The sequence below is a fragment of the Mesorhizobium sp. LNJC391B00 genome (assembly GCF_000502535.1).
Lineage (GTDB): Bacteria > Pseudomonadota > Alphaproteobacteria > Rhizobiales > Rhizobiaceae > Mesorhizobium.
In genome coordinates this window covers 323,561-342,531 of sequence record NZ_AYWI01000004.1, presented here as the reverse complement: position 1 = coordinate 342,531, position 18,971 = coordinate 323,561, and the positions used below count along the sequence as shown (strand labels likewise).

19 protein-coding genes are annotated in these 18,971 nt (G+C 63.3%); 10 read left to right on the top strand and 9 right to left on the bottom strand.

Annotated elements, in window-relative coordinates; all coding sequences use genetic code 11:
- The first annotated feature begins 154 nt into the window (after positions 1-154).
- Both X750_RS152205 and X750_RS152210 read left to right on the top strand, forming a co-directional pair.
- Entirely contained in the window at positions 155-1,075 is a 921-nt protein-coding gene (locus X750_RS152205; RefSeq protein ID WP_023671738.1) for an SMP-30/gluconolactonase/LRE family protein, read from the top strand.
- Between the two features lie 164 nt (positions 1,076-1,239).
- On the top strand, positions 1,240-1,446 hold the full coding sequence (locus tag X750_RS152210) for a 4-oxalocrotonate tautomerase family protein (RefSeq protein WP_023683852.1): 207 nt from the start codon (positions 1,240-1,242) through the stop codon (positions 1,444-1,446).
- Between the two features lie 83 nt (positions 1,447-1,529).
- On the opposite strand, the gene X750_RS152215 is transcribed toward X750_RS152210, so the two are convergent.
- From X750_RS152215 to X750_RS152250, 8 genes are all read right to left on the bottom strand, one after another.
- Complete coding sequence (locus X750_RS152215; protein ID WP_023683853.1) at positions 1,530-2,078, bottom strand: NADPH-dependent FMN reductase; 549 nt, start codon at positions 2,076-2,078, stop codon at positions 1,530-1,532.
- A 59-nt stretch (positions 2,079-2,137) separates the two neighbouring features.
- On the bottom strand, positions 2,138-2,758 hold the full coding sequence (locus X750_RS152220; protein WP_023683854.1) for a pyridoxamine 5'-phosphate oxidase family protein: 621 nt from the start codon (positions 2,756-2,758) through the stop codon (positions 2,138-2,140).
- 60 nt (positions 2,759-2,818) lie between these two features.
- Complete coding sequence (locus X750_RS152225) at positions 2,819-3,490, bottom strand: septation protein A (RefSeq protein WP_023687683.1); 672 nt, start codon at positions 3,488-3,490, stop codon at positions 2,819-2,821.
- A 61-nt stretch (positions 3,491-3,551) separates the two neighbouring features.
- Positions 3,552-4,448: a signal recognition particle-docking protein FtsY gene (gene ftsY / locus X750_RS1000000167530; RefSeq protein ID WP_023752719.1), complete on the bottom strand. Its 897-nt coding sequence runs from the start codon at positions 4,446-4,448 to the stop codon at positions 3,552-3,554.
- A 1,103-nt stretch (positions 4,449-5,551) separates the two neighbouring features.
- Positions 5,552-6,871 (bottom strand): tRNA (N(6)-L-threonylcarbamoyladenosine(37)-C(2))-methylthiotransferase MtaB, encoded by a 1,320-nt coding sequence (gene mtaB / locus X750_RS152235; RefSeq protein WP_023706745.1) that lies wholly within the window; start codon positions 6,869-6,871, stop codon positions 5,552-5,554.
- On the bottom strand, positions 6,871-7,755 hold the full coding sequence (gene dapF / locus X750_RS152240; RefSeq protein ID WP_023706744.1) for a diaminopimelate epimerase: 885 nt from the start codon (positions 7,753-7,755) through the stop codon (positions 6,871-6,873). Before dapF ends, mtaB begins: the two co-directional genes overlap by 1 nt.
- 73 nt (positions 7,756-7,828) lie before the next feature.
- On the bottom strand, positions 7,829-7,990 hold the full coding sequence (locus X750_RS1000000164360) for a DUF1328 family protein (RefSeq protein WP_023683859.1): 162 nt from the start codon (positions 7,988-7,990) through the stop codon (positions 7,829-7,831).
- A gap of 94 nt (positions 7,991-8,084) precedes the next feature.
- A complete protein-coding gene (locus tag X750_RS152250; protein WP_023671747.1) occupies positions 8,085-8,651 on the bottom strand; it encodes a hypothetical protein in 567 nt (188 codons plus the stop codon).
- 433 nt (positions 8,652-9,084) lie between these two features.
- On the opposite strand from X750_RS152250, the gene X750_RS152255 reads away from it, so the two are divergent.
- Positions 9,085-9,624: a protease inhibitor Inh/omp19 family protein gene (locus X750_RS152255; protein WP_023687689.1), complete on the top strand. Its 540-nt coding sequence runs from the start codon at positions 9,085-9,087 to the stop codon at positions 9,622-9,624.
- 184 nt (positions 9,625-9,808) lie between these two features.
- Entirely contained in the window at positions 9,809-10,993 is a 1,185-nt protein-coding gene (gene zapE, locus X750_RS152260) for a cell division protein ZapE (RefSeq protein WP_023699243.1), read from the top strand.
- A 208-nt stretch (positions 10,994-11,201) separates the two neighbouring features.
- On the opposite strand, the gene X750_RS152265 is transcribed toward zapE, so the two are convergent.
- A complete protein-coding gene (locus X750_RS152265) occupies positions 11,202-11,627 on the bottom strand; it encodes a GNAT family N-acetyltransferase (RefSeq protein ID WP_023708755.1) in 426 nt (141 codons plus the stop codon).
- A gap of 234 nt (positions 11,628-11,861) precedes the next feature.
- On the opposite strand from X750_RS152265, the gene mdh reads away from it, so the two are divergent.
- From mdh to X750_RS152295, 6 genes are all read left to right on the top strand, one after another.
- Complete coding sequence (gene mdh / locus X750_RS152270) at positions 11,862-12,830, top strand: malate dehydrogenase (protein ID WP_023670541.1); 969 nt, start codon at positions 11,862-11,864, stop codon at positions 12,828-12,830.
- A 33-nt stretch (positions 12,831-12,863) separates the two neighbouring features.
- Positions 12,864-14,057: an ADP-forming succinate--CoA ligase subunit beta gene (gene sucC / locus X750_RS152275; protein WP_023706741.1), complete on the top strand. Its 1,194-nt coding sequence runs from the start codon at positions 12,864-12,866 to the stop codon at positions 14,055-14,057.
- Positions 14,058-14,063: 6 nt separating this feature from the next.
- Positions 14,064-14,435, top strand: a complete 372-nt coding sequence (locus X750_RS152280) for a cupin domain-containing protein (RefSeq protein ID WP_023706740.1) — start codon at positions 14,064-14,066, stop codon at positions 14,433-14,435.
- 3 nt (positions 14,436-14,438) lie between these two features.
- On the top strand, positions 14,439-14,930 hold the full coding sequence (locus X750_RS152285; RefSeq protein ID WP_023747383.1) for a DUF1579 family protein: 492 nt from the start codon (positions 14,439-14,441) through the stop codon (positions 14,928-14,930).
- Between the two features lie 12 nt (positions 14,931-14,942).
- A complete protein-coding gene (sucD, locus tag X750_RS152290; protein ID WP_023745419.1) occupies positions 14,943-15,848 on the top strand; it encodes a succinate--CoA ligase subunit alpha in 906 nt (301 codons plus the stop codon).
- A 128-nt stretch (positions 15,849-15,976) separates the two neighbouring features.
- The gene (locus X750_RS152295; RefSeq protein WP_023706737.1) at positions 15,977-18,964 is read left to right on the top strand and encodes a 2-oxoglutarate dehydrogenase E1 component; all 2,988 of its coding nucleotides are present in this window, start codon (positions 15,977-15,979) and stop codon (positions 18,962-18,964) included.
- Positions 18,965-18,971: the final 7 nt, after the last annotated feature.

Here is an 18,971-nt window from a genome sequence, read left to right as displayed (position 1 = left end):
TTAATACAGCGCTCCAGCACCATAAACGGCCGGACAGGCTGGCGGGCCATGCCGGCCGGGCACCTTTTGTCTTACAAATTGCGCCTGCGCCACCTTGCCATCGCGCCCGCAGGCTGGCTTGATCCGCGCGTCACGTGATGCCCGGAGGAAATGCATGGCGACCGCAGACTATTACGAAATTCTGGATCCGCGTTTCGCGCGGCTGTTCAACGGCAACGCCCAGGTGGAAAAGCTGTTTACCGGATGTCAGTGGGCGGAAGGGCCGGCCTGGTTCGCCGCCGGCCGCTATGTCGTCTGGTCCGACATCCCCAACAACCGCATGCTGCGCTATGACGAGACCGACGGCAATGTCAGCGTCTTCCGTCAGCCCTCCGGCAATTCCAACGGCAACACCGTCGACCGCCAGGGCCGACTGGTGACGTGCGAGCATTCCGGCCGCCGCGTCAGCCGCACCGAGCATGACGGTTCCGTCACCACCATCGCGGCCGAATGGAAAGGCAAGCGGCTGAATTCGCCCAATGACGCGGTCGTGAAATCCGACGGCTCGATCTGGTTCACCGATCCGAGCTACGGCATCGACACCGACTATGAGGGCGACAAGGCCGAAAGCGAGATCGGCGCTTGCAATGTCTACCGGGTCGATCCGGATACGGGCGAGGTCGAGGCCGTCATCACCGACATGGTCCGGCCGAACGGGCTTGCCTTTTCACTGGATGAAAGCCAGCTCTATGTCGTCGACACCGGCCGCACCCATGGCGCGCAGAACCCCGCGCATATGCGGGTCTTCAACGTCGGCAAGCACGGCAAGAAGGTCTCGGGCGGGAAGGTGTTCGCTGACTGCACGGCCGGTCTATTCGACGGCTTCCGGCTCGACGAGGCCGGCCGCATCTGGACCAGTGCCGCCGACGGCATCCATTGCTACGATCCCGACGGCACGCTGATCGGCAAGGTCAAGGTGCCGGAAGTGACCGCCAATTGCGTGTTCGGCGGCAACAAGCTGAACTGCCTCTACATCGCCGGCACCACGTCGCTCTACATGGTGCGGCTGATGGTGAACGGGGCGAAGACGTATTGAGGCTGCTGGAAACGCTTCTCTGGCGGCCCTTGATGGCGTTTCTGCGCCTGCCGGCGGCGCCTGTAGCGCTGCGGCCGCGGAACCACCGCCAAGCGGTTCGCCGGAGCGGATTTCGAAGCCGCCCAGCGGCGGCGGTATCAGACACAATTCAAGGGGAGGACGTCATGCCATTCGTCAACATCCGCATCGTCAAGGAAGTGATCGCCGCTGATCCCGCTGGCAAGAAGGCCGACATTGCCAAAAAGGTCACGGCGGCGATCATGGACGCCACCGGGCTTAGCAATGACGACGTCTGGGTGGTGTTCGAAGAGGTCAACGCGCGCGACTGGTATGTCGGTGTGACCGATGTCGAGACGTTGCGGAAGGGGTAGCACAGCGGCACGTTGGGGTGCGCCGCACCCTTTCGTTCGTCATCCTAGGGTCTGCGCCGCGTCGCTTCGCTCCTTGCTCCGCCCTAGGATGACGAGGCAACGTTTGCGCGTATAAAACTCGCGAAAACCTGCACCGCTTCGCGCATGGCCCGCAGGTTCTCGTCCTCTCCCAGGATCGCTTCTATCTCCGGCGGTTTCTTGCCGAGCAAGGCAATCTCCAGAACCGCATTCTCACAAAGCGCGAACGACATGGTGCGCATGATCTCGGCCAGCGCGGCGCGGGCATAGAGCGAGCGCGCGGAGGCGTGGGCCAGCATGGCGGGCTTGCCGACTGCGGCGTCGCGCGAGACCAGCCAGTCGAGAGCGTTTTTCATGCCGCCGGGCACGCCATGGGCATATTCGGGGCAGGAGACGATGATGCCATCGGCGCTGGTGACGGCCTCGATCAGCCGCATGGCCTCGGCCGGTGTGCGCTCGCCTTCGTCATCCGGGTTGAAGATCGGCAGCAGGCCGAGCCCGTCATAGACAGTTACGCGGCAATCCGAAGGCGCGTTCGCGGACAGCGCCGCCAGCAGCGCCGAATTGGTCGAGGCGGCGCGCAGGCTGCCGGAGATGGCGAGGAGTTCGATCACGGGGAAACAGGGCTAGGGAAAACCGGCAAAGGACCGCAATGGCGAATCGTACCCGAAATCTACCACAGGGTCTTGCTGTAGGCTTCGTCCAGCGAGCGGTCGAAATCGTCGGCAGTTTCGGCATGCGCCATCTGATCGGACAGGATCTGACCGAGCGTCGGCAACGTCGCGCGGTCGTGCCAGCTGTCCGGCTTCCACAATTCGGAGCGCATGAAGGCCTTGGCGCAGTGCATGTAAGCGGCCTTGACGCTCACCACGACGACGCTTTGCGGTTGCTTGCCGTCGACGGTGAGGCGCTCGCGCAAACCGGCATCGACGGTTATGCGGGCGTCGCCATTGATGCGCAGCGTCTCGTTCATGCCGGGGATGAGAAAAAGCAGCCCGACCGAAGGGTTGAGCAGGATGTTTTCCAGCGTGTCCAGCCGGTTGTTGCCGGGCCGGTCGGGAATGGCGATGGTCCTGTCGTCGAGGACAAGGGCAAAGCCCGGTCTGTCGCCTTTCGGCGTCACGTCGGCATTGCCGGCGCCGTCGGAAGAACCGATCAGCACGAAAGGGCTCTTGCCGATGAAAGAGCGGCAGTGGCCGTCGAGCGCCCTGAGTTCCTTGCGCATCGAGGTGTCGGTCGGCCGCGGGGTCTTGTAGATCGTCCTCAGTTCATCGCGCGTGGTGACGAATTCCATGGCCGTCTCCGTTTATTCTGACGCAATTCCGGACGGCTTCACACTTTTCCTGGAATTGCTCTACTTGCCGGCTTCTTCCACCTTCTCGGCCTTATCCTCGATCGAATGGTGCAGGATCAGCGGCATCTGGCTGAAGGTGAACAACAGGGTGATCGGCATGATGCCCCAGACCTTGAAGGTAACCCAGAAGTCGGTGGAAAAATTCCGCCACACCACTTCATTGGCAAGAGCCAGGAACAGGAAGAACAGGCCCCAGCGGAAAGTCAGCTTGCGCCAGCCTTCGGCATCGAGGCGAAAGGCCGAATCGAAGACATAGCCGAGCAGCGATCGGCCGAAATACAGACCGCCGAGCAGCACGCCGCCGAACAGGGTGTTGACGATGGTCGGCTTCATCTTGATGAACACGTCGTCCTGCAGATAGAGCGTCAGCGCGCCGAAGATGAAGACGACGACGCCCGAGACCATCGGCATGATCGGCAAGGTGCGCAGCAGCAGCCAGGAGGCGATCAGCGCGATCGCCGTCGCCGCCATGAAAAGGCCGGTGGCGACGAAGATCGGCCCGCCGAATTCGGCCAGGACAGGAAATTTCTGCACCAGCCAGGCGCCGCGTGCATTGGCGAAGAAGAACACCATCAGCGGCCCGAGTTCCAGCACCAGCTTGAGCAGCGGATTGACGCTTTCTTTCTTCTTTCGCGGGTCGGACGGGTCGCGTTCGAGGATGGGTGGGTTCATGACTTCCTTCTGACGCATGATCTTGTCCAAAAAGCCGTCAGCTCTTCGGGATCATTGCCTGTTACGCTACGCCGGCGATCGCCCTGGCGAATTCGCCGGCCGAGAATGGTTCGAGGTCGTCGACCTGTTCGCCGACGCCGATGAAGTAGACCGGCAGTTTGTGCTTTGCCGCGATCGCGACCAGAATACCGCCGCGCGCCGTGCCGTCCAGCTTGGTCATCACCAGGCCGTTGACGCCGGCGACATTGCGGAAGATCTCGACCTGATTGAGCGCATTCTGGCCGGTGGTGGCGTCGACCGTCTGCAGCACGGTATGCGGCGCTTCCGGATCGAGCTTGCCCAGCACGCGCACGATCTTTTCCAGCTCCGCCATCAGTTCGGTCTTGTTTTGCAGCCGGCCGGCGGTGTCGATGATCAGTACGTCGGAGCCGGCCTCCTTGGCGCGTTCGAAAGCGTCGTAGGCGAGGCCGGCAGCATCCGCGCCGATCTTCGAGGCGATGACCGGAGACTTCGTCCTCTCGCCCCAGATCTTCAGCTGCTCGATGGCTGCAGCGCGAAAGGTATCGCCGGCGGCCAGCATCACCGACAGGCCACCATCGGTCAGTTTGGCGGCGAGCTTGCCGATGGTCGTGGTCTTGCCGGTGCCGTTGACGCCGACCACCAGAATGACATGGGGCTTGTGCGAGAGGTCGAGCTCCAGCGGCATGGCGACATGGGCCAGCACCTTCTCCACCTCGGCCGCCATGATGGTGCGGACATCCGCGTCGGAGACATCCTTGCCATAGCGGCTGGCGGCGAGCGCATCGGTGACGCGCAAGGCTGTTTCCATGCCGAGATCGGCGCGGATCAGCACGTCTTCGAGGTCCTGTAGCGTCTCTTCGTCGAGCTTTCGCTTGGTGAAGACGCCGGCAATGTTGCCGGTGAGTTCTTTCGAGGAGCGGGCAAGCCCGTCGCGCATGCGCTGGAACCAGGAGCGTCGCGGCGCCGGTTCGGGCGCCTTTTGCGGCTCGGCTTTCTGCTCGACCTTTTTGGTGACGGTGACTTTGCCGGGAGCTGGTTTTGACTGTGGCGAAGGTTGCGGGGCCGGCGCGGGCGCTAGCTCGGCAACGATGGTCTTGGCTTCGACCGGCGCGGGTACAGCTTCAACCGACGTGCGGTTTACCTCCCCCTTGATGGGGGAGGTCCCAAGCGAAGCTTGGGGGTGGGGGTGATTTGCGCTGGCGTCGGCGCCATCACCCCACCCCGCCGCTTCGCGTCGACCCTCCCCACCGAGGGGAGGGTGGGGCGCCTCGTCCTTCTCCCCGTGGCTATACGGGGAGAAGGTGCCGGCAGGCGGATGAGGGGCGGCGCTGACCTCTGAGGTAGGCTGTGCGGGAGGCGCGGACGGTTGCGGCACTTCGATCGGGGCGGCCGGTTCTGCTGGAGTCTCGGCAGGCGTCGGCGCTTCGACGGGAGCGGGCTCCAGCTGCGGTTCCGGACGCGATGGTTCGATCTCCGGCTCGGCCGGCGCCGGCGGCACTTCTTGGGGCTGCGGCTCGGGAGCCGGCTCCGGAACCGCTGGCGGCGCAGGAACTTCTTCCGGTGCAGGCGGCTCGGGTATCTCCGGCTCAGGCTGCGGTTCTTCTACCGGCGCGGGCTCCGGCAACGGTTCCGGCTCGGATGGGACGACCGGTTCCGGCGCGGGCGGGATGGTCGGCGCGGGTTTGGGCTTCGGTTCTTCTGGCGCCGACTGCGGCGCAGGCTTTACCTCCCCCTCGATGGGGGAGGTCCCAAGCGAAGCTTGGGGGTGGGGGTGNGAGTGGCGCCGGCGTCGGCGCTCTCACCCCTCCCCGCCACTTCGTGGCGACCCTCCCCATCGAGGGGAGGGTGGGGCGTCGGCGGCTCGGGCTCCTCGCGCTTCAAGAACTCCGGAACGACCTGCTCGGCCGCCGGCTTCAGCGCCTCAAGCGCATCCCATTTGATCGGCGGCAGGGGAGCGGTTTCGTCGATGCGCTCCTCGACGACTTCCTTCTTGCCGAACGAAAATATGTTCTTGAAAAAACCGGCCATGCTTCAATCGTCTCAGGGGGCGCGGGCAGTGAGCGGGGCTGCTATCAGGCGCGCGCCGTCATGGCCGGTGATGTCTGCCTCGACGATCTCGCCCGGCGCGCCTGTGCCGAGCGCGGCAAGCGTGAACCCTTCGGTGCGGCCGAGGCCGTCGCGCTCGATAAGGATCGTTTGGCGCGTTCCCGGGAGGGATGACAGATGGCGGCGATACGCAGCCTCACCAGCGGCGCGCAGCTGGGCCGCGCGCTGCTTGACCAATTCGCGGCGGACCTGCGGCATGCGCGCGGCGGGCGTGCCTTCGCGCGGCGAAAACGGGAAGACATGCAGGTGCGTCAGCCCACATTCCTCGACAATATTTGTCGAATTCTCGAACATTTCCTCGGTCTCGGTCGGGAAGCCGGCGATGATGTCGGCGCCGAAGACGATTTCGGGGCGCAGCTTGCGCACATCCTCGCAGAAGCGGATCGACTGGTCACGCAAATGCCTGCGCTTCATGCGCTTCAGGATCATGTCGTCACCTGATTGCAGCGACAGATGCAGATGCGGCATCAGCCTGGGTTCGGTGGCGATGGCGTCGAGCAGATCATCATCCGCCTCGATCGAATCGATTGAGGACAGCCGCAGCCGCCTCACATCAGGCACCTGCTTCAGGATGGTCTTCACCAGCTTTCCCAGCTTCGGCGCGCCCGGCAGGTCGGCGCCGAAGCTGGTCATGTCGACGCCGGTCAGCACGATCTCGGCGTAGCCGTTGCCGGCCAGACGCTTGACCTGCTCGACAACCGCGCCCATCGGCACCGAGCGTGAGTTGCCGCGGCCATAGGGGATGATGCAGAAGGTGCAGCGATGGTCGCAGCCGTTCTGCACCTGGACGAAAGCACGCGCCCGGCCCTCAATGGCGTCGACCATGTGGCCGGCGGTCTCGCGCACCGAGAAAATGTCGTTGACGCGCGCCTTTTCGGTGTCGTTGACGCCGAAATCCGGCAGCGCGCGATAGGAGTTCGCCTTCAGCTTCTCCTCATTGCCGAGCACGAGGTCGACCTCGTCCATGGCGGCAAAATTCTGCGGTTCGGTCTGCGCGGCGCAGCCGGTGACGATGATGCGCGCCGCCGGGTTTTCGCGGCGGGCTTTGCGGATCGACTGCCTGGCCTGGCGCACCGCTTCCGAAGTGACGGCGCAGGTGTTGAAGATGATAGCCCCGCCTTTGAGCGCGCCGAGGCCGGCACTTTCGGCCTCGCGCCGCATCACCTCGGATTCATAGGTGTTGAGACGGCAGCCGAAGGTGACGACGTCTATGCCTTGGGAGTTGAGGCCCTTGGTATCGGCAAGTGCAGACATCAGGCCGCGCTTTCGGTGTCGCGGGCCCAGGTGCCGGTCGACGGATCGAAACTGCCGGAAAATTCCCATTCAGCGGCACCGGTCAGGATGACGTGGTCGTCGTCGCGCCATTCCACATGCAGCGAGCCGCCGCCGGGCGTCATCAGCGTAACGCTGCGGCCGGTGCGCCGGGTGCGGGCAGCGGCGACGACGGAAGCGCAAGCGGCCGAGCCGCAGGCCTTGGTCAGGCCGGCGCCGCGTTCCCAGGTGCGGATGATCATCGTCTCCGGCGACGTTACCTGGGCGATAGTGATGTTGGCGCGCTCGGGGAAGATCGGATGGTTTTCGAGCAGCGGGCCGAAACGCTCGAGTTCGTAGGACCAGACATCGTTTTCGACCCAGAAGATGGCGTGCGGGTTGCCCATCGAGAGAGCCGAAGGCGAATGCAGCACCGGCGCGTCGATGGGGCCGATCTGCAACTCGATCATGCGGGTGTCGCGGAATTCCTCAGCCAGCGGGATATCCTGCCAGCCGAAGCGCGGCGTGCCCATGTCGACCGAGATGGTGCCGTCGGCATGTTCGACGGCGTTGAGGATGCCGGCGCGGGTCTCAAAGGTGAAAGTCTTCTGGCCGGTTTCGGCGGCCAGCGCCTGGACGACACAGCGCATGCCGTTGCCGCAGGCCTGCGCGCCCGAGCCGTCGGAATTCAAGATGTCGATGTAAAAGGCGGTGCCCGGCGTGCGCGAATCGTGGATCGCCATGATCTGGTCGAACCTGGTCGCCGCATCGGCGTTCAGCGCGACAGCCGACGCCGCCGTGACCCTATCGGCACGGCCACGCATGTCGGCGACGATGATTTCGTTGCCGATGCCGTTCATCTTGGCGAAGGGGGCAGTGCCTGCCATGATCTGAGGTAATTCCTGTACGTTTCGCCGCTATATGGCGGAAACGGGCGGGAATTACCAGTGTGGGCTGCGTTTAGGTTACCGCGAAAACGCCGAGCACGATCAGCAGGAAGATGACGAGAACGATGCCGATCAGCACGCGCGCGCCGGTGGCGGCGGCACCGGCCAGCGCCGGCATGCCGAGCAGGCTGGCGGCGGCAGCAACGATGAGAAGAATGATGATCCATTTGATCATGGACAATGCCTCGCAAATTGACTGCAGCGGCCTAAGAACGCATCTGCCGCGCTCTGGTTCCCTCTTGCCGCGAGGCTCTCTCCGACTGGGCGCGCTATTCGGCAATCTCGAAGTCGGTCGTGAAAGGCGCCGTCTTTTGCGAGTTCTCGTCATGCATGAGGAAATCCGCTCGGTATTTGCCGGGGGGAACGCCATCCAGGGAGACGTTTAATTTGAAGAACATCTCTCGGTTATGCGAGCGCGAGGCGAGCTGGACCCGGCCAAGCTTTTCGACGGTTCCCAGCTTCTCGCCCGACTGGGAAAGCACGGTAAGGTCAACGTAAAGCGCGATCTGGTTGTTGCCGAGCCCATCCGAGCCGTAGCCGTAACCGACCGGCTCCATATAAAGCACAATCTCTTCGCCCGGCTTGTAGACATGGTTCGGGCGCTCGGCGTAGGCGCCGAACCCGCTGGCCGACAGGATATGCTTCACATTTTGCACGCCAAGCGGCATCGCTTGCCACAGAGCGTCCTCGGCGCTGCGGAATTTGTCCAGCGCGCCGGCGCCATCACCCGCCTGCAGTGCCTTTTCGGCTTCAGCGGCGCGATCGGAGATTTCGCCCGCGAAAGCGGCCGGCGTCGAAATTACCAGCGCGATCAAAACTGCCAAGATTGATTTCATCTGTTCCCCCTGTTGCGATAGACCATCGGCTAAAACGGCAGTGCCGTAAACGGCCAAATGCAGACTTCAGCCGCGCTCGATCTCGGGAACGTCCCAAAGCTCGCCCGGACGGAAGGCGCGAAACCGCTCACGCGCCAGGCCTTGCGCCTCAAGCGCTTCAGTCAGTTTTGCGCCGGCAGTTGCGCTCGACCGCCGATGCGCCGACCTGCTGCGGGCTCCGGTGCCGCTTTCGCAACCAATGTACCGGTTGGAACCGCGCTAGAGCGAAGACATGCCTTTTGTCCGCCAGCCATTTTGCGACAAATTTACAACAATTCGTGGTGCAAACCCTATTTTAACCATATCGGGTTGAAATTTCGCCACCTTCTCCATCTTGGTGAGGGGTGAGATTGTGCGGACGGCTTCCCCCCAGCCGGATCCGACGGAGGTTGGAATGATTTTTTCGAGAAGCGGGCTGATGGCCGTATCGCTGGCAGCGCTCGTTGCGAGCGGCTGTTCGACCTCGCGTTTTTCATCGATGGATGACCAGCAGCCCGCCCCGCTGCAGCCCGCGCCCGCCGGCACGGTGAGCGGAAGCCAACTGCCGCCCCCGGCAGCGCCGGGCACCACCGACCCATCGCAATTCCCGACCGCGCCGGCAGGCGCGCAGGTCGCCTCGCTGCCGCCGGACGGATCGGCGCCGGCCGGAGCCTCCGACCTTACCGCTGCGAGCGTTGCCGGCGTCTGGAACGCCAGCGTGTCCGGACAGAGCTGCAAGGTGGCGACGCCGCAGACCAAATTCGGCGCCGGCTTCCGCGCCGGGCCGCTGCATTGCCCGCCGCCCATCGACGGCATCAAATCGTGGAACGTCGCCGGCAAGCAGCTGACGCTCTATGACGAGAATGGCGGCACGCTGGCGCGGCTCTATTCCTCGGGCGGTTCGAAATTCGACGGCCAGACTACCAACGGCTTGCCGATATCGCTTACAAGGTAGGCAGGGTATGCTGATATTCAGGTGAGGCCGGCCTGCGAACGGCGGCTTCCTGCGCTTCCGGTGCGTACTTAAGTACGCTCCGCTCCGGTTCTCAGGAGCCACCATTCTCGGCTCGGCCTGACCTGAACCTCAACACACCCTGATCTTTCCTGGAGCAATCCGCTCAAAGTAAGCGACGTGACCGATGCATCTGCGTGACGGCCTCCAGACCCATGCGACCGTCAGGCAGCGCTACGACCATCTGGTCGCAACCGGCGCCATCGAGCGCGATCCTGCGCAGGAGCGCATCGCCGCCGCGCTCGACCGGCTGACCGACGAGATCTCGGTCAAGCGGCTGGCGCACAAGTCGAGCGCGCTCGGCTGGCTGTTTGCCCGCAAGCGCGAGACGCGCGAGGTCGTCAAGGGCCTCTACATTCATGGCGGCGTCGGTCGCGGCAAGACCATGCTGATGGATATGTTCTTCGAGCTGTTGCCGGTCAGGCGCAAGCGCCGCGTTCATTTCAACGACTTCATGGCCGATGTGCAGGACCGCATCCAGAAGCACCGGCAGGCGCGCAAGAACGGCGACGTCAAGGAGGACGACCCGATCCCGCCGGTCGCGCTTCAGCTTGCCGAACAGGCCTGGGTGCTGTGCTTCGATGAGTTTTCGGTCACCGACATTGCCGATGCGATGGTCCTGTCGCGGCTGTTTTCGGCGCTGTTCGCCAATGGCGTGGTTCTGGTCGCCACCTCGAATGTCGCGCCGCAGGACCTTTATCGCGACGGGCTGAACCGCCAGCTTTTCCTGCCCTTCATCAGCATTCTCGAGCGCCACGCCCATGTGCTGACGCTTGATGCCGACAAGGACTACAGGCTGGAAAAGCTCGCCCGCACGCCGGTTTATGTCACCCCGGCGGATGCCGAAGCCGACCGTGTGCTCGACGAGGCCTGGCAGGCGATGACGCGTGGAGCGCTGACGGCCGAGACCTCGCTGACGCTCAAGGGGCGGCAAGTGAGGATACCGGCTGCCGCCGGGGATGCAGCGCGGTTTTCCTTCGCCGACCTCTGCGAAAAGCCGCTCGGCGCACGCGATTTCCTGGCCATTGCCGGCCGCTTCTCGACCGTCTTCATCGATCACGTGCCGGTGCTGGGCGAAGGCAAGCGCAACGAGGCCAAGCGGTTCATCCTGTTGATCGACACGCTCTACGATCATCACACGCGGCTGGTGGTGAGCGCAGAGGCTCCCCCGCCTGAGCTTTACACGGCCAGGCGCGGCGTCGAGGTGTTCGAATTCGAACGCACCGCCTCGCGGCTGATCGAGATGCAAAGCCGCGACTGGCTGGAGGACTGGGCGGAACGGCAGAAGGACAACGCGGAAGCGCAGGTCTGAGGGTTCCAAGAGGTCATTATGTAGTGATCCTTCGCGCCCCCCTCTGTCCTGCCGGACATCTCCCCCACACGGGGGGAGATTGGCGGTTTCGGCGCTCCGCTCATTCCTGCGGCCATTGGAGATTGGCGAAAGGTCGCGTGACGTCCGATCTCCCCCCTCGTGGGGGAGATGCCTGGCAAGGCAGAGGGGGGCGCTGTCCCGCCGACGCCTAAAGCTCGTACACATACATCACAAACGACTCCGCCGGCCCATGCACCTCCCGCGATTCATAAAGCGCGCGCGCTGGGACATTGTCCGGTTCGGTGCCGACCCAGGCTTCGCCGCATCCCTGCTCGCGGCCGAGCGCGAACATGGCGTCGAGCATCTTTCGCGCGATGCCATGGCGCTGGTAGGCGGGTGAGACGCCGACCTCGTCGATGTAGAGTTCGCTGACCTTGTCCAGGTGGCGGTGGATGACGGCAGCACACTGGCCGACGACGACGCCATCGGCCAGTGCCACAATCATCATATGACCTGAGGAGGCGAGGTAGGCGGACAGTCTGTCGGCCCGTACCGGTTCATCGAACACGTCTTCGGCGATGCGCTTCACAAGGGCGTCATCGCCTGGATATAGTCTTCTGATTTCCACGCTCATTGGGTAAAATCTCCCAAGCTGGCCTACAAACTTTGACGTTTACGTAAGTACCAATGTTTCTAACCGATTGAAATCATTCACTCGAAAATAATCGATTGAATATATTTTCCACCGGGGCTACTGGATGCGGCGAAATCTAGCTGAGACCATAGCATTCCGGCCTCTTCCTCGACGCCGTCAACAGATCGCCAGGGATTTTGGGCGTCGTCACAGACAAAGGGAAAATTTCCTCACATGGCACGCAACAAGATAGCGCTCATCGGCTCCGGCATGATCGGCGGCACGCTCGCTCACATGATCGGCCTCAAGGACCTCGGCGACGTGGTGCTGTTCGATATTGCCGAGGGCATCCCGCAAGGCAAGGGGCTCGATATCGCGCAGTCGTCGCCGGTCGACGGTTTTGATTCCCGGCTGACCGGCGTCAATGATTATGCCGGCATCGAGGGCGCCGACGTTTGCATCGTCACCGCGGGCGTGCCGCGCAAGCCAGGCATGAGCCGCGACGATCTGCTGGGCATCAACCTCAAGGTCATGGAACAGGTCGGCGCCGGGCTGAAGAAATATGCACCCAAGGCCTTCGTCATCTGCATCACCAACCCGCTCGACGCCATGGTCTGGGCGCTGCAGAAGTTTTCCGGCCTGCCCAAGACCCATGTCGTCGGCATGGCCGGCGTGCTCGACAGCGCGCGCTTCCGCTATTTCCTGGCCGAGGAGTTCAAGGTCTCGGTCGAGGACGTTACCGCCTTCGTGCTCGGCGGCCACGGCGATTCCATGGTGCCGATGATCCGCTACTCCACTGTGTCAGGCATTCCGTTGCCCGATCTCATCAAGATGGGCTGGACCTCGAAGGAAAAGCTCGACCAGATCGTCCAGCGCACCCGCGACGGCGGCGCCGAGATCGTCGGTCTGCTCAAGACCGGCTCGGCCTTCTACGCGCCGGCAGCCTCGGCCATCTCGATGGCCGAATCCTACCTCAAGGACAAGAAGCGCGTGCTGCCTTGCGCGGCGCATCTCTCGGGCCAGTATGGCGTCAAGGGCACCTATGTCGGCGTTCCCGTTGTGATCGGCGCCGGCGGCGTCGAGCGCATTATCGAGATCGACCTCAACAAGGCCGAGCAGAAGATGTTCGACGCCTCGGTGGCGACGGTGCAGGGCCTGACCGAGGCCTGCGTCAAGATCGCCCCGCACCTCGCCTCGAAGTGATCCCCCCAAGCAGCCGATCCGGAGACCATCCAGATGAACATCCATGAATATCAGGGCAAGGCGCTGCTGAAGAGCTTTGGCGCGCCGGTGGCCGAGGGCGTGCCGGTGTTCAAGGCAAGCGAGGCGGAAGCCGCGGCACAAGCGCTGCCCGGTCCGCTCTATGTGGTGAAGAGCCAGATCCATGCCGGCGGCCGCGGCAAGGGCAAGTTCAAGGAACTGTCGCCCGACGCCAAGGGGGGCGTGCGGCTGGCGAAGTCGGTGGCCGACGTCGTCGCCAACGCCAATGAGATGCTCGGCCACACGCTGGTCACCAAGCAGACCGGCCCGGCCGGCAAGCAGGTCAACCGCCTTTATATCGAGGACGGCGCCGACATCGATCGCGAGCTTTATCTGTCCATCCTGGTCGACCGCTCGGTCGGCCGCATCGCTTTCGTCGTCTCGACCGAGGGCGGCATGGACATTGAAGGCGTCGCCCACGACACGCCGGAAAAGATCATCACCCGCGCCATCGACCCGCTGGCCGGCGTGACGACCATCGACGTCGACATATTGGTGGAAGCGCTGGGCCTCACCGGCGATGCCGCCAAGGATGCCGGCACGCTGTTCCCGATCCTCTACAAGGCCTTTGTCGAGAAGGACATGAGCCTGCTCGAGGTCAACCCGCTGATCGTGATGAAGAACGGCAGGCTGCGCGTGCTCGACGCCAAGGTGTCGTTCGACAACAATGCGCTGTTTCGCCATCCCGAGCTGATGGAACTGCGCGACACCACCGAAGAGGACGAGAAGGAGATCGAGGCGTCGAAATACGACCTCGCCTATGTCGCGCTCGACGGCAATATCGGCTGCATGGTCAATGGCGCCGGCCTTGCCATGGCGACGATGGACATCATCAAGCTCTATGGCGCGGAACCCGCCAACTTCCTCGATGTCGGCGGCGGTGCGTCCAAGGAAAAAGTGACGGCAGCGTTCAAGATCATCACCAGGGACCCGGCGGTCAAAGGCATTTTGATCAACATCTTCGGCGGCATCATGAAGTGCGACATCATTGCCGAGGGCGTCATTGCCGCGGTCAAGGAAGTCGGCCTGGAAGTGCCGCTGGTGGTGCGCCTCGAAGGCACAAACGCCGAACTCGGCAAGAAGATCATCAACGACAGCGGCCTCAACGTGGTGTCGGCGGACGATCTCGACGACGCAGCCAAGAAGATCGTGGCGGCGGTGAAGGGCTGAAGGCGAATGCCTCCGCGCAAGATAAACCTCGTCGAGGCGGCGGATCGAACGATCACCAAGGTCTTCGATCCGCATATTGCCGGCGACGTCAATGACAGCCAGGCCAAGGTCGCCAAGTTCGGCGAGACCTTCGACTGGCATGCGCACGAGCATGAGGACGAGGCTTTTCTCGTGCTGCGGGGCAAGATCGCCATCGATTTTCGCGACGGCCCGGTCGAGCTCGGCGAGGGCGATTTCATTGTCGTGCCGAAGGGCGTCGAGCACCGACCGCGGTCGCTGACCGCCGAGCCGGTGGTGCTGATGTTCGAGCCGGCGACGACGCTCAACACCGGCAACGCCAAGAGCGACCTTACCGTCTCCGATTTGAAGCGGCTCTGACCCATGAACGCGTTCTCCTCGCTCTCGGCCGATCACCAGCGCCTGCAGGCACTGGTCGGCGCTTGGCGCGGCGAGGAAGAGGTGGCGGAAACGCAGTGGGCCGATGGCGGACCGGCGGCGTCGGAAGTGCTGGCGGAGGCACAGTTCGGCGGCCTGTTCGTGGTGCAGCGCTATCGCCAGCGCCGCGACGGCACGGTCTCGTTCGGCTCGCACTCAGTGTTCGGCTTCGATCAGCAAAACAGCCTCGTCACCATGCACCAGTTCGATTCCATGGGCTTTGTGCCGGCCTCGCCGGCCACAGGCGCATGGAACGGCAGCGAGCTCACTCTTGATCGGTCGTCGCCGCGCGGTTCCGCGCGGGTCACATATATTTTCGACAATGCCGATACCTACCGCATGCGATTGCATTTCAAACCTGCCGGCAGCGACAGCTGGCAAGACATGGTGAGCGGCGTCTACCGGCGCGTCTCGCCTTCCTCGATCAACGGTTTTTAGAAAAGGGCTCCGATGTCCATTCTCATCGACAAGAACACCAAGGTGCTGGTGCAGGGCCTGACCGGCAAGACCGGCACGTTCCACACCGAACAGGCGCTGGCCTATCACGGCACCAGGATGGTGGGCGGTATCCATCCCAAGAAGGGTGGCGAGACCTGGACCGGCGCCAAGGGCGAAAACCTGCCGATCTTCGCTTCCGTTGCCGAGGGCAAGGAAAAGACCGGCGCCAATGCCTCGGTGGTCTATGTGCCGCCGGCGGGCGCCGCCGAAGCCATCCTCGAAGCCATCGAAGCCGAGATCCCGCTGATCGTCTGCATCACCGAAGGCATTCCGGTGATGGACATGGTCAGGGTCAAGGCGCGGCTCGACCGCTCGACCTCGCGGCTGATCGGCCCGAACTGCCCCGGCGTGCTCACCCCCGACGAATGCAAGATCGGTATCATGCCCGGCAACATCTTCCGCAAGGGCTCGGTCGGCGTTGTTTCGCGCTCGGGAACGCTTACCTATGAGGCAGTGTTCCAGACCACCAATGTCGGCCTCGGCCAGACCACTGCCGTCGGCATCGGCGGCGACCCCGTCAAAGGCACCGAATTCATCGACATGCTCGAAATGTTCCTCGCCGACGACGAGACCAAGTCGATCATCATGATCGGTGAGATCGGCGGTTCGGCCGAGGAAGACGCCGCGCAGTTCCTCAAGGACGAGGCCAAGCGCGGCCGCAGGAAACCGATGGCGGGCTTCATCGCCGGGCGCACCGCGCCGGCCGGCCGCACCATGGGCCATGCGGGCGCGGTCATCTCCGGCGGCAAGGGCGGCGCGGAAGACAAGATCGCGGCGATGGAATCGGCCGGCATTAAAGTATCGCCATCGCCGGCGCGTCTGGGCACGACGCTGGTCGAGGCGATCAAGGCCAAGTGAGTAGCGAGTAGTGAATAGCGAATAGGGAAAAGAGAGTAACGGCGCGACCCGGGAAAAATCCCTACTCGCTATTCGCTACTCACTATTCGCTTTTGAAAAGGAGACGGAGCCAGGCTCCGCGGACAAAAATGGCAAGACAAGATCAGGCCAACGACCAATTTTCGCTCACCTCTTTCCTCTATGGCGGCAATGCCGACTATATCGACGCGCTGTACGCGTCCTATGAGGACGATCCGGAGTCGGTAAACCCCGAATGGCAGGATTTTTTCGCCGGGCTGAAGGACGACGCCGGCGATGTGCGCAAGAACGCCAAGGGCGCTTCCTGGGCAAAGCCCTCCTGGCCGCTGCAGGCCAATGGCGAACTGGTGTCGGCGCTCGACGGCAATTGGGGCATCGTCGAGAAGCATCTGGAAAAGAAGGTCAAGGACAAGGCGGTCACCAATGGCGTCGTGCTGTCGGATGCCGACGTGCATCAGGCGACGCGCGATTCGGTGCGCGCCATCATGATGATCCGCGCCTTCCGCATGCGCGGCCATCTGCATGCCAATCTCGACCCGCTCGGCATCGCCAAGCCGCTTGAGGACTATAACGAGCTGTCGCCGGAAAATTACGGTTTTACCGCAGCCGACTACGACCGGCCGATCTTCCTCGACAATGTGCTCGGCCTCGAATTCGGCACCATCCGGCAGATGCTGGAGATCCTGACCCGCACCTATTGCTCGACGCTCGGTGTCGAGTTCATGCACATTTCCGATCCCGAAGAGAAGGCCTGGATCCAGGCGCGCATCGAGGGTGCCGACAAGGAGATTTCCTTCACCGCTACGGGAAAAAAGGCGATCCTGCAGAAGCTGGTCGAGGCCGAAGGCTTCGAGCAGTTCATCGATGTCAAGTACAAGGGTACCAAGCGCTTCGGCCTCGATGGCAGCGAAGGCCTGATCCCGGCGCTGGAGCAGATCATCAAGCGCGGCGGCCAGCTCGGCATGAAGGAGATCGTGCTCGGCATGGCGCATCGCGGCCGGCTGAACGTGCTGTCCCAGGTGATGGCCAAACCGCATCGCGCCATCTTCCACGAATTCAAGGGCGGCTCGGCCGCTCCTGACGAGGTCGAGGGCTCGGGCGACGTCAAGTACCATCTCGGCGCCTCGTCGGACCGCGAATTCGACGGCAACAAGGTGCATCTGTCGCTGACCGCCAATCCTTCGCATCTGGAAATCGTCGATCCGGTTGTGATGGGCAAGGCGCGCGCCAAGCAGGACTATCTGTTCGGCCGCAGCCGCGAGGAGATCGTGCCGCTGGAAGAGCGCGCCAAGGTGCTGCCGCTGCTTCTGCATGGCGACGCCGCCTTTGCTGGCCAGGGCGTAATCGCCGAAATCCTCGGCCTGTCGGGCCTGCGCGGCCACCGCGTCGCCGGCACGCTGCATTTCATCATCAACAACCAGATCGGCTTCACCACCAATCCGCGCTTCTCGCGCTCGTCGCCCTATCCGTCCGACGTCGCCAAGATGATCGAGGCGCCGATCTTCCACGTCAATGGCGACGACCCGGAAGCGGTGGTGCATGCCACGAAGGTGGCGATCGAATTTCGCATGAAGTTCCACAAGCCGGTGGTGGTGGACATGTTCTGCTATCGCCGCTTCGGCCACAATGAGGGTGACGAGCCGGCTTTCACCCAGCCGATCATGTACGCCAACATCCGCAACCACAAGACGACGGTGCAGATCTATGGCGAGCGGCTGATCGCCGAGGGCCATATCAGCCAGGCCGAACTCGACAAGATGAAGGCCGACTGGCGCGCCCATCTGGAGTCCGAATGGGAAGTCGGCCAGCACTACAAGCCCAACAAGGCCGACTGGCTGGACGGCGCCTGGTCTGGTCTGCGCACCGCCGACAACCAGGACGAACAGCGCCGCGGCAAGACCGCCGTGCCGGTCAAGGTGCTGAAGGACATCGGCAAGAAACTGACCGAGGTGCCGAAAGGTTTCGAGGCGCACAAGACCATCATCCGCTTCCTCGAAAACCGCCGCCAGGCGATCGACTCCGGCGAAGGCATCGACTGGTCGACGGCCGAGGCGCTGGCCTTCGGCGCCATCCTGCTCGACGGCAATCCGATCCGGCTCTCCGGCCAGGATTCAGAACGCGGCACCTTCTCGCAGCGCCATTCCGTGCTCTACGACCAGAAGGACGAGACCCGCTACATCCCGCTCAACAATCTGTCGGCGGCACAGGCCGGCTACGAAGTCATCAACTCGATGCTGTCGGAAGAGGCGGTGCTTGGCTTCGAATATGGCTACAGCCTGGCCGAGCCGAAGGCGCTGACGCTCTGGGAAGCGCAGTTCGGCGATTTCGCCAACGGCGCCCAGGTGGTGTTCGACCAGTTCATCTCGTCGGGCGAGCGCAAGTGGCTCAGAATGTCAGGCCTGGTCTGCCTGCTGCCGCATGGCTATGAAGGCCAGGGTCCGGAGCATTCTTCGGCCCGGCTCGAGCGCTTTCTGCAGCTTTGCGCCGAAGACAATATGCAAGTCGCCAACTGCACCACGCCGGCCAACTACTTCCACATATTGCGCCGGCAGCTGAAGCGCGACTTCCGCAAGCCGCTGATCCTGATGACGCCGAAGTCGCTGCTGCGCCACAAGCGGGCAGTGTCGACGCTGCCGGAGATTTCGGGCGAAAGCTCGTTCCACCGGCTGTTGTGGGACGATGCCCAGCTGTTGCAGAACCAGGCGATCAAGCTCACCAAGGATTCCAAGATCCGCCGCGTCGTGCTTTGCTCGGGCAAGGTCTATTATGACCTCTACGAGGAGCGCGAGAAGCGCGGCATCAACGACATCTACCTGCTGCGCGTCGAACAGCTCTATCCGTTCCCGGCCAAGGCGCTGATCACCGAACTGTCGCGTTTCCGCAATGCGGAGATGGTGTGGTGCCAGGAAGAACCCAAGAACATGGGCGCATGGTCGTTCATCGACCCTTATCTGGAATGGGTGCTGGCGCATATCGACGCCAAGCATCAGCGGGTGCGCTACACCGGCAGGCCGGCGGCGGCGTCGCCGGCGACCGGGCTGATGTCGAAGCATCTGGCACAGCTCGCCGCCCTGCTCGAAGACGCGCTCGGCGAATAGAACAAAC

Excerpts from the sequence above, each read along its gene's own strand:
- mtaB (WP_023706745.1), bottom strand. The coding sequence starts at position 6,871 with ATGTCTGCACTTGCCGATACCAAGGGCCTCAACTCCCAAGGCATAGAC.
- zapE (WP_023699243.1), top strand. The coding sequence starts at position 9,809 with ATGCATCTGCGTGACGGCCTCCAGACCCATGCGACCGTCAGGCAGCGC.
- X750_RS152280 (WP_023706740.1), top strand. The coding sequence starts at position 14,064 with ATGCCTCCGCGCAAGATAAACCTCGTCGAGGCGGCGGATCGAACGATC.
- sucD (WP_023745419.1), top strand. The coding sequence starts at position 14,943 with ATGTCCATTCTCATCGACAAGAACACCAAGGTGCTGGTGCAGGGCCTG.
- dapF (WP_023706744.1), bottom strand. The coding sequence starts at position 7,755 with ATGGCAGGCACTGCCCCCTTCGCCAAGATGAACGGCATCGGCAACGAA.
- X750_RS152250 (WP_023671747.1), bottom strand. The coding sequence starts at position 8,651 with ATGAAATCAATCTTGGCAGTTTTGATCGCGCTGGTAATTTCGACGCCG.
- X750_RS152220 (WP_023683854.1), bottom strand. The coding sequence starts at position 2,758 with ATGGAATTCGTCACCACGCGCGATGAACTGAGGACGATCTACAAGACC.
- X750_RS1000000164360 (WP_023683859.1), bottom strand. The coding sequence starts at position 7,990 with ATGATCAAATGGATCATCATTCTTCTCATCGTTGCTGCCGCCGCCAGC.
- ftsY (WP_023752719.1), bottom strand. The coding sequence starts at position 4,448 with ATGCGCGACGGGCTTGCCCGCTCCTCGAAAGAACTCACCGGCAACATT.
- X750_RS152210 (WP_023683852.1), top strand. The coding sequence starts at position 1,240 with ATGCCATTCGTCAACATCCGCATCGTCAAGGAAGTGATCGCCGCTGAT.
- X750_RS152265 (WP_023708755.1), bottom strand. The coding sequence starts at position 11,627 with ATGAGCGTGGAAATCAGAAGACTATATCCAGGCGATGACGCCCTTGTG.
- X750_RS152285 (WP_023747383.1), top strand. The coding sequence starts at position 14,439 with ATGAACGCGTTCTCCTCGCTCTCGGCCGATCACCAGCGCCTGCAGGCA.
- X750_RS152225 (WP_023687683.1), bottom strand. The coding sequence starts at position 3,490 with ATGAACCCACCCATCCTCGAACGCGACCCGTCCGACCCGCGAAAGAAG.
- X750_RS152205 (WP_023671738.1), top strand. The coding sequence starts at position 155 with ATGGCGACCGCAGACTATTACGAAATTCTGGATCCGCGTTTCGCGCGG.
- mdh (WP_023670541.1), top strand. The coding sequence starts at position 11,862 with ATGGCACGCAACAAGATAGCGCTCATCGGCTCCGGCATGATCGGCGGC.
- X750_RS152295 (WP_023706737.1), top strand. The coding sequence starts at position 15,977 with ATGGCAAGACAAGATCAGGCCAACGACCAATTTTCGCTCACCTCTTTC.
- X750_RS152255 (WP_023687689.1), top strand. The coding sequence starts at position 9,085 with ATGATTTTTTCGAGAAGCGGGCTGATGGCCGTATCGCTGGCAGCGCTC.
- sucC (WP_023706741.1), top strand. The coding sequence starts at position 12,864 with ATGAACATCCATGAATATCAGGGCAAGGCGCTGCTGAAGAGCTTTGGC.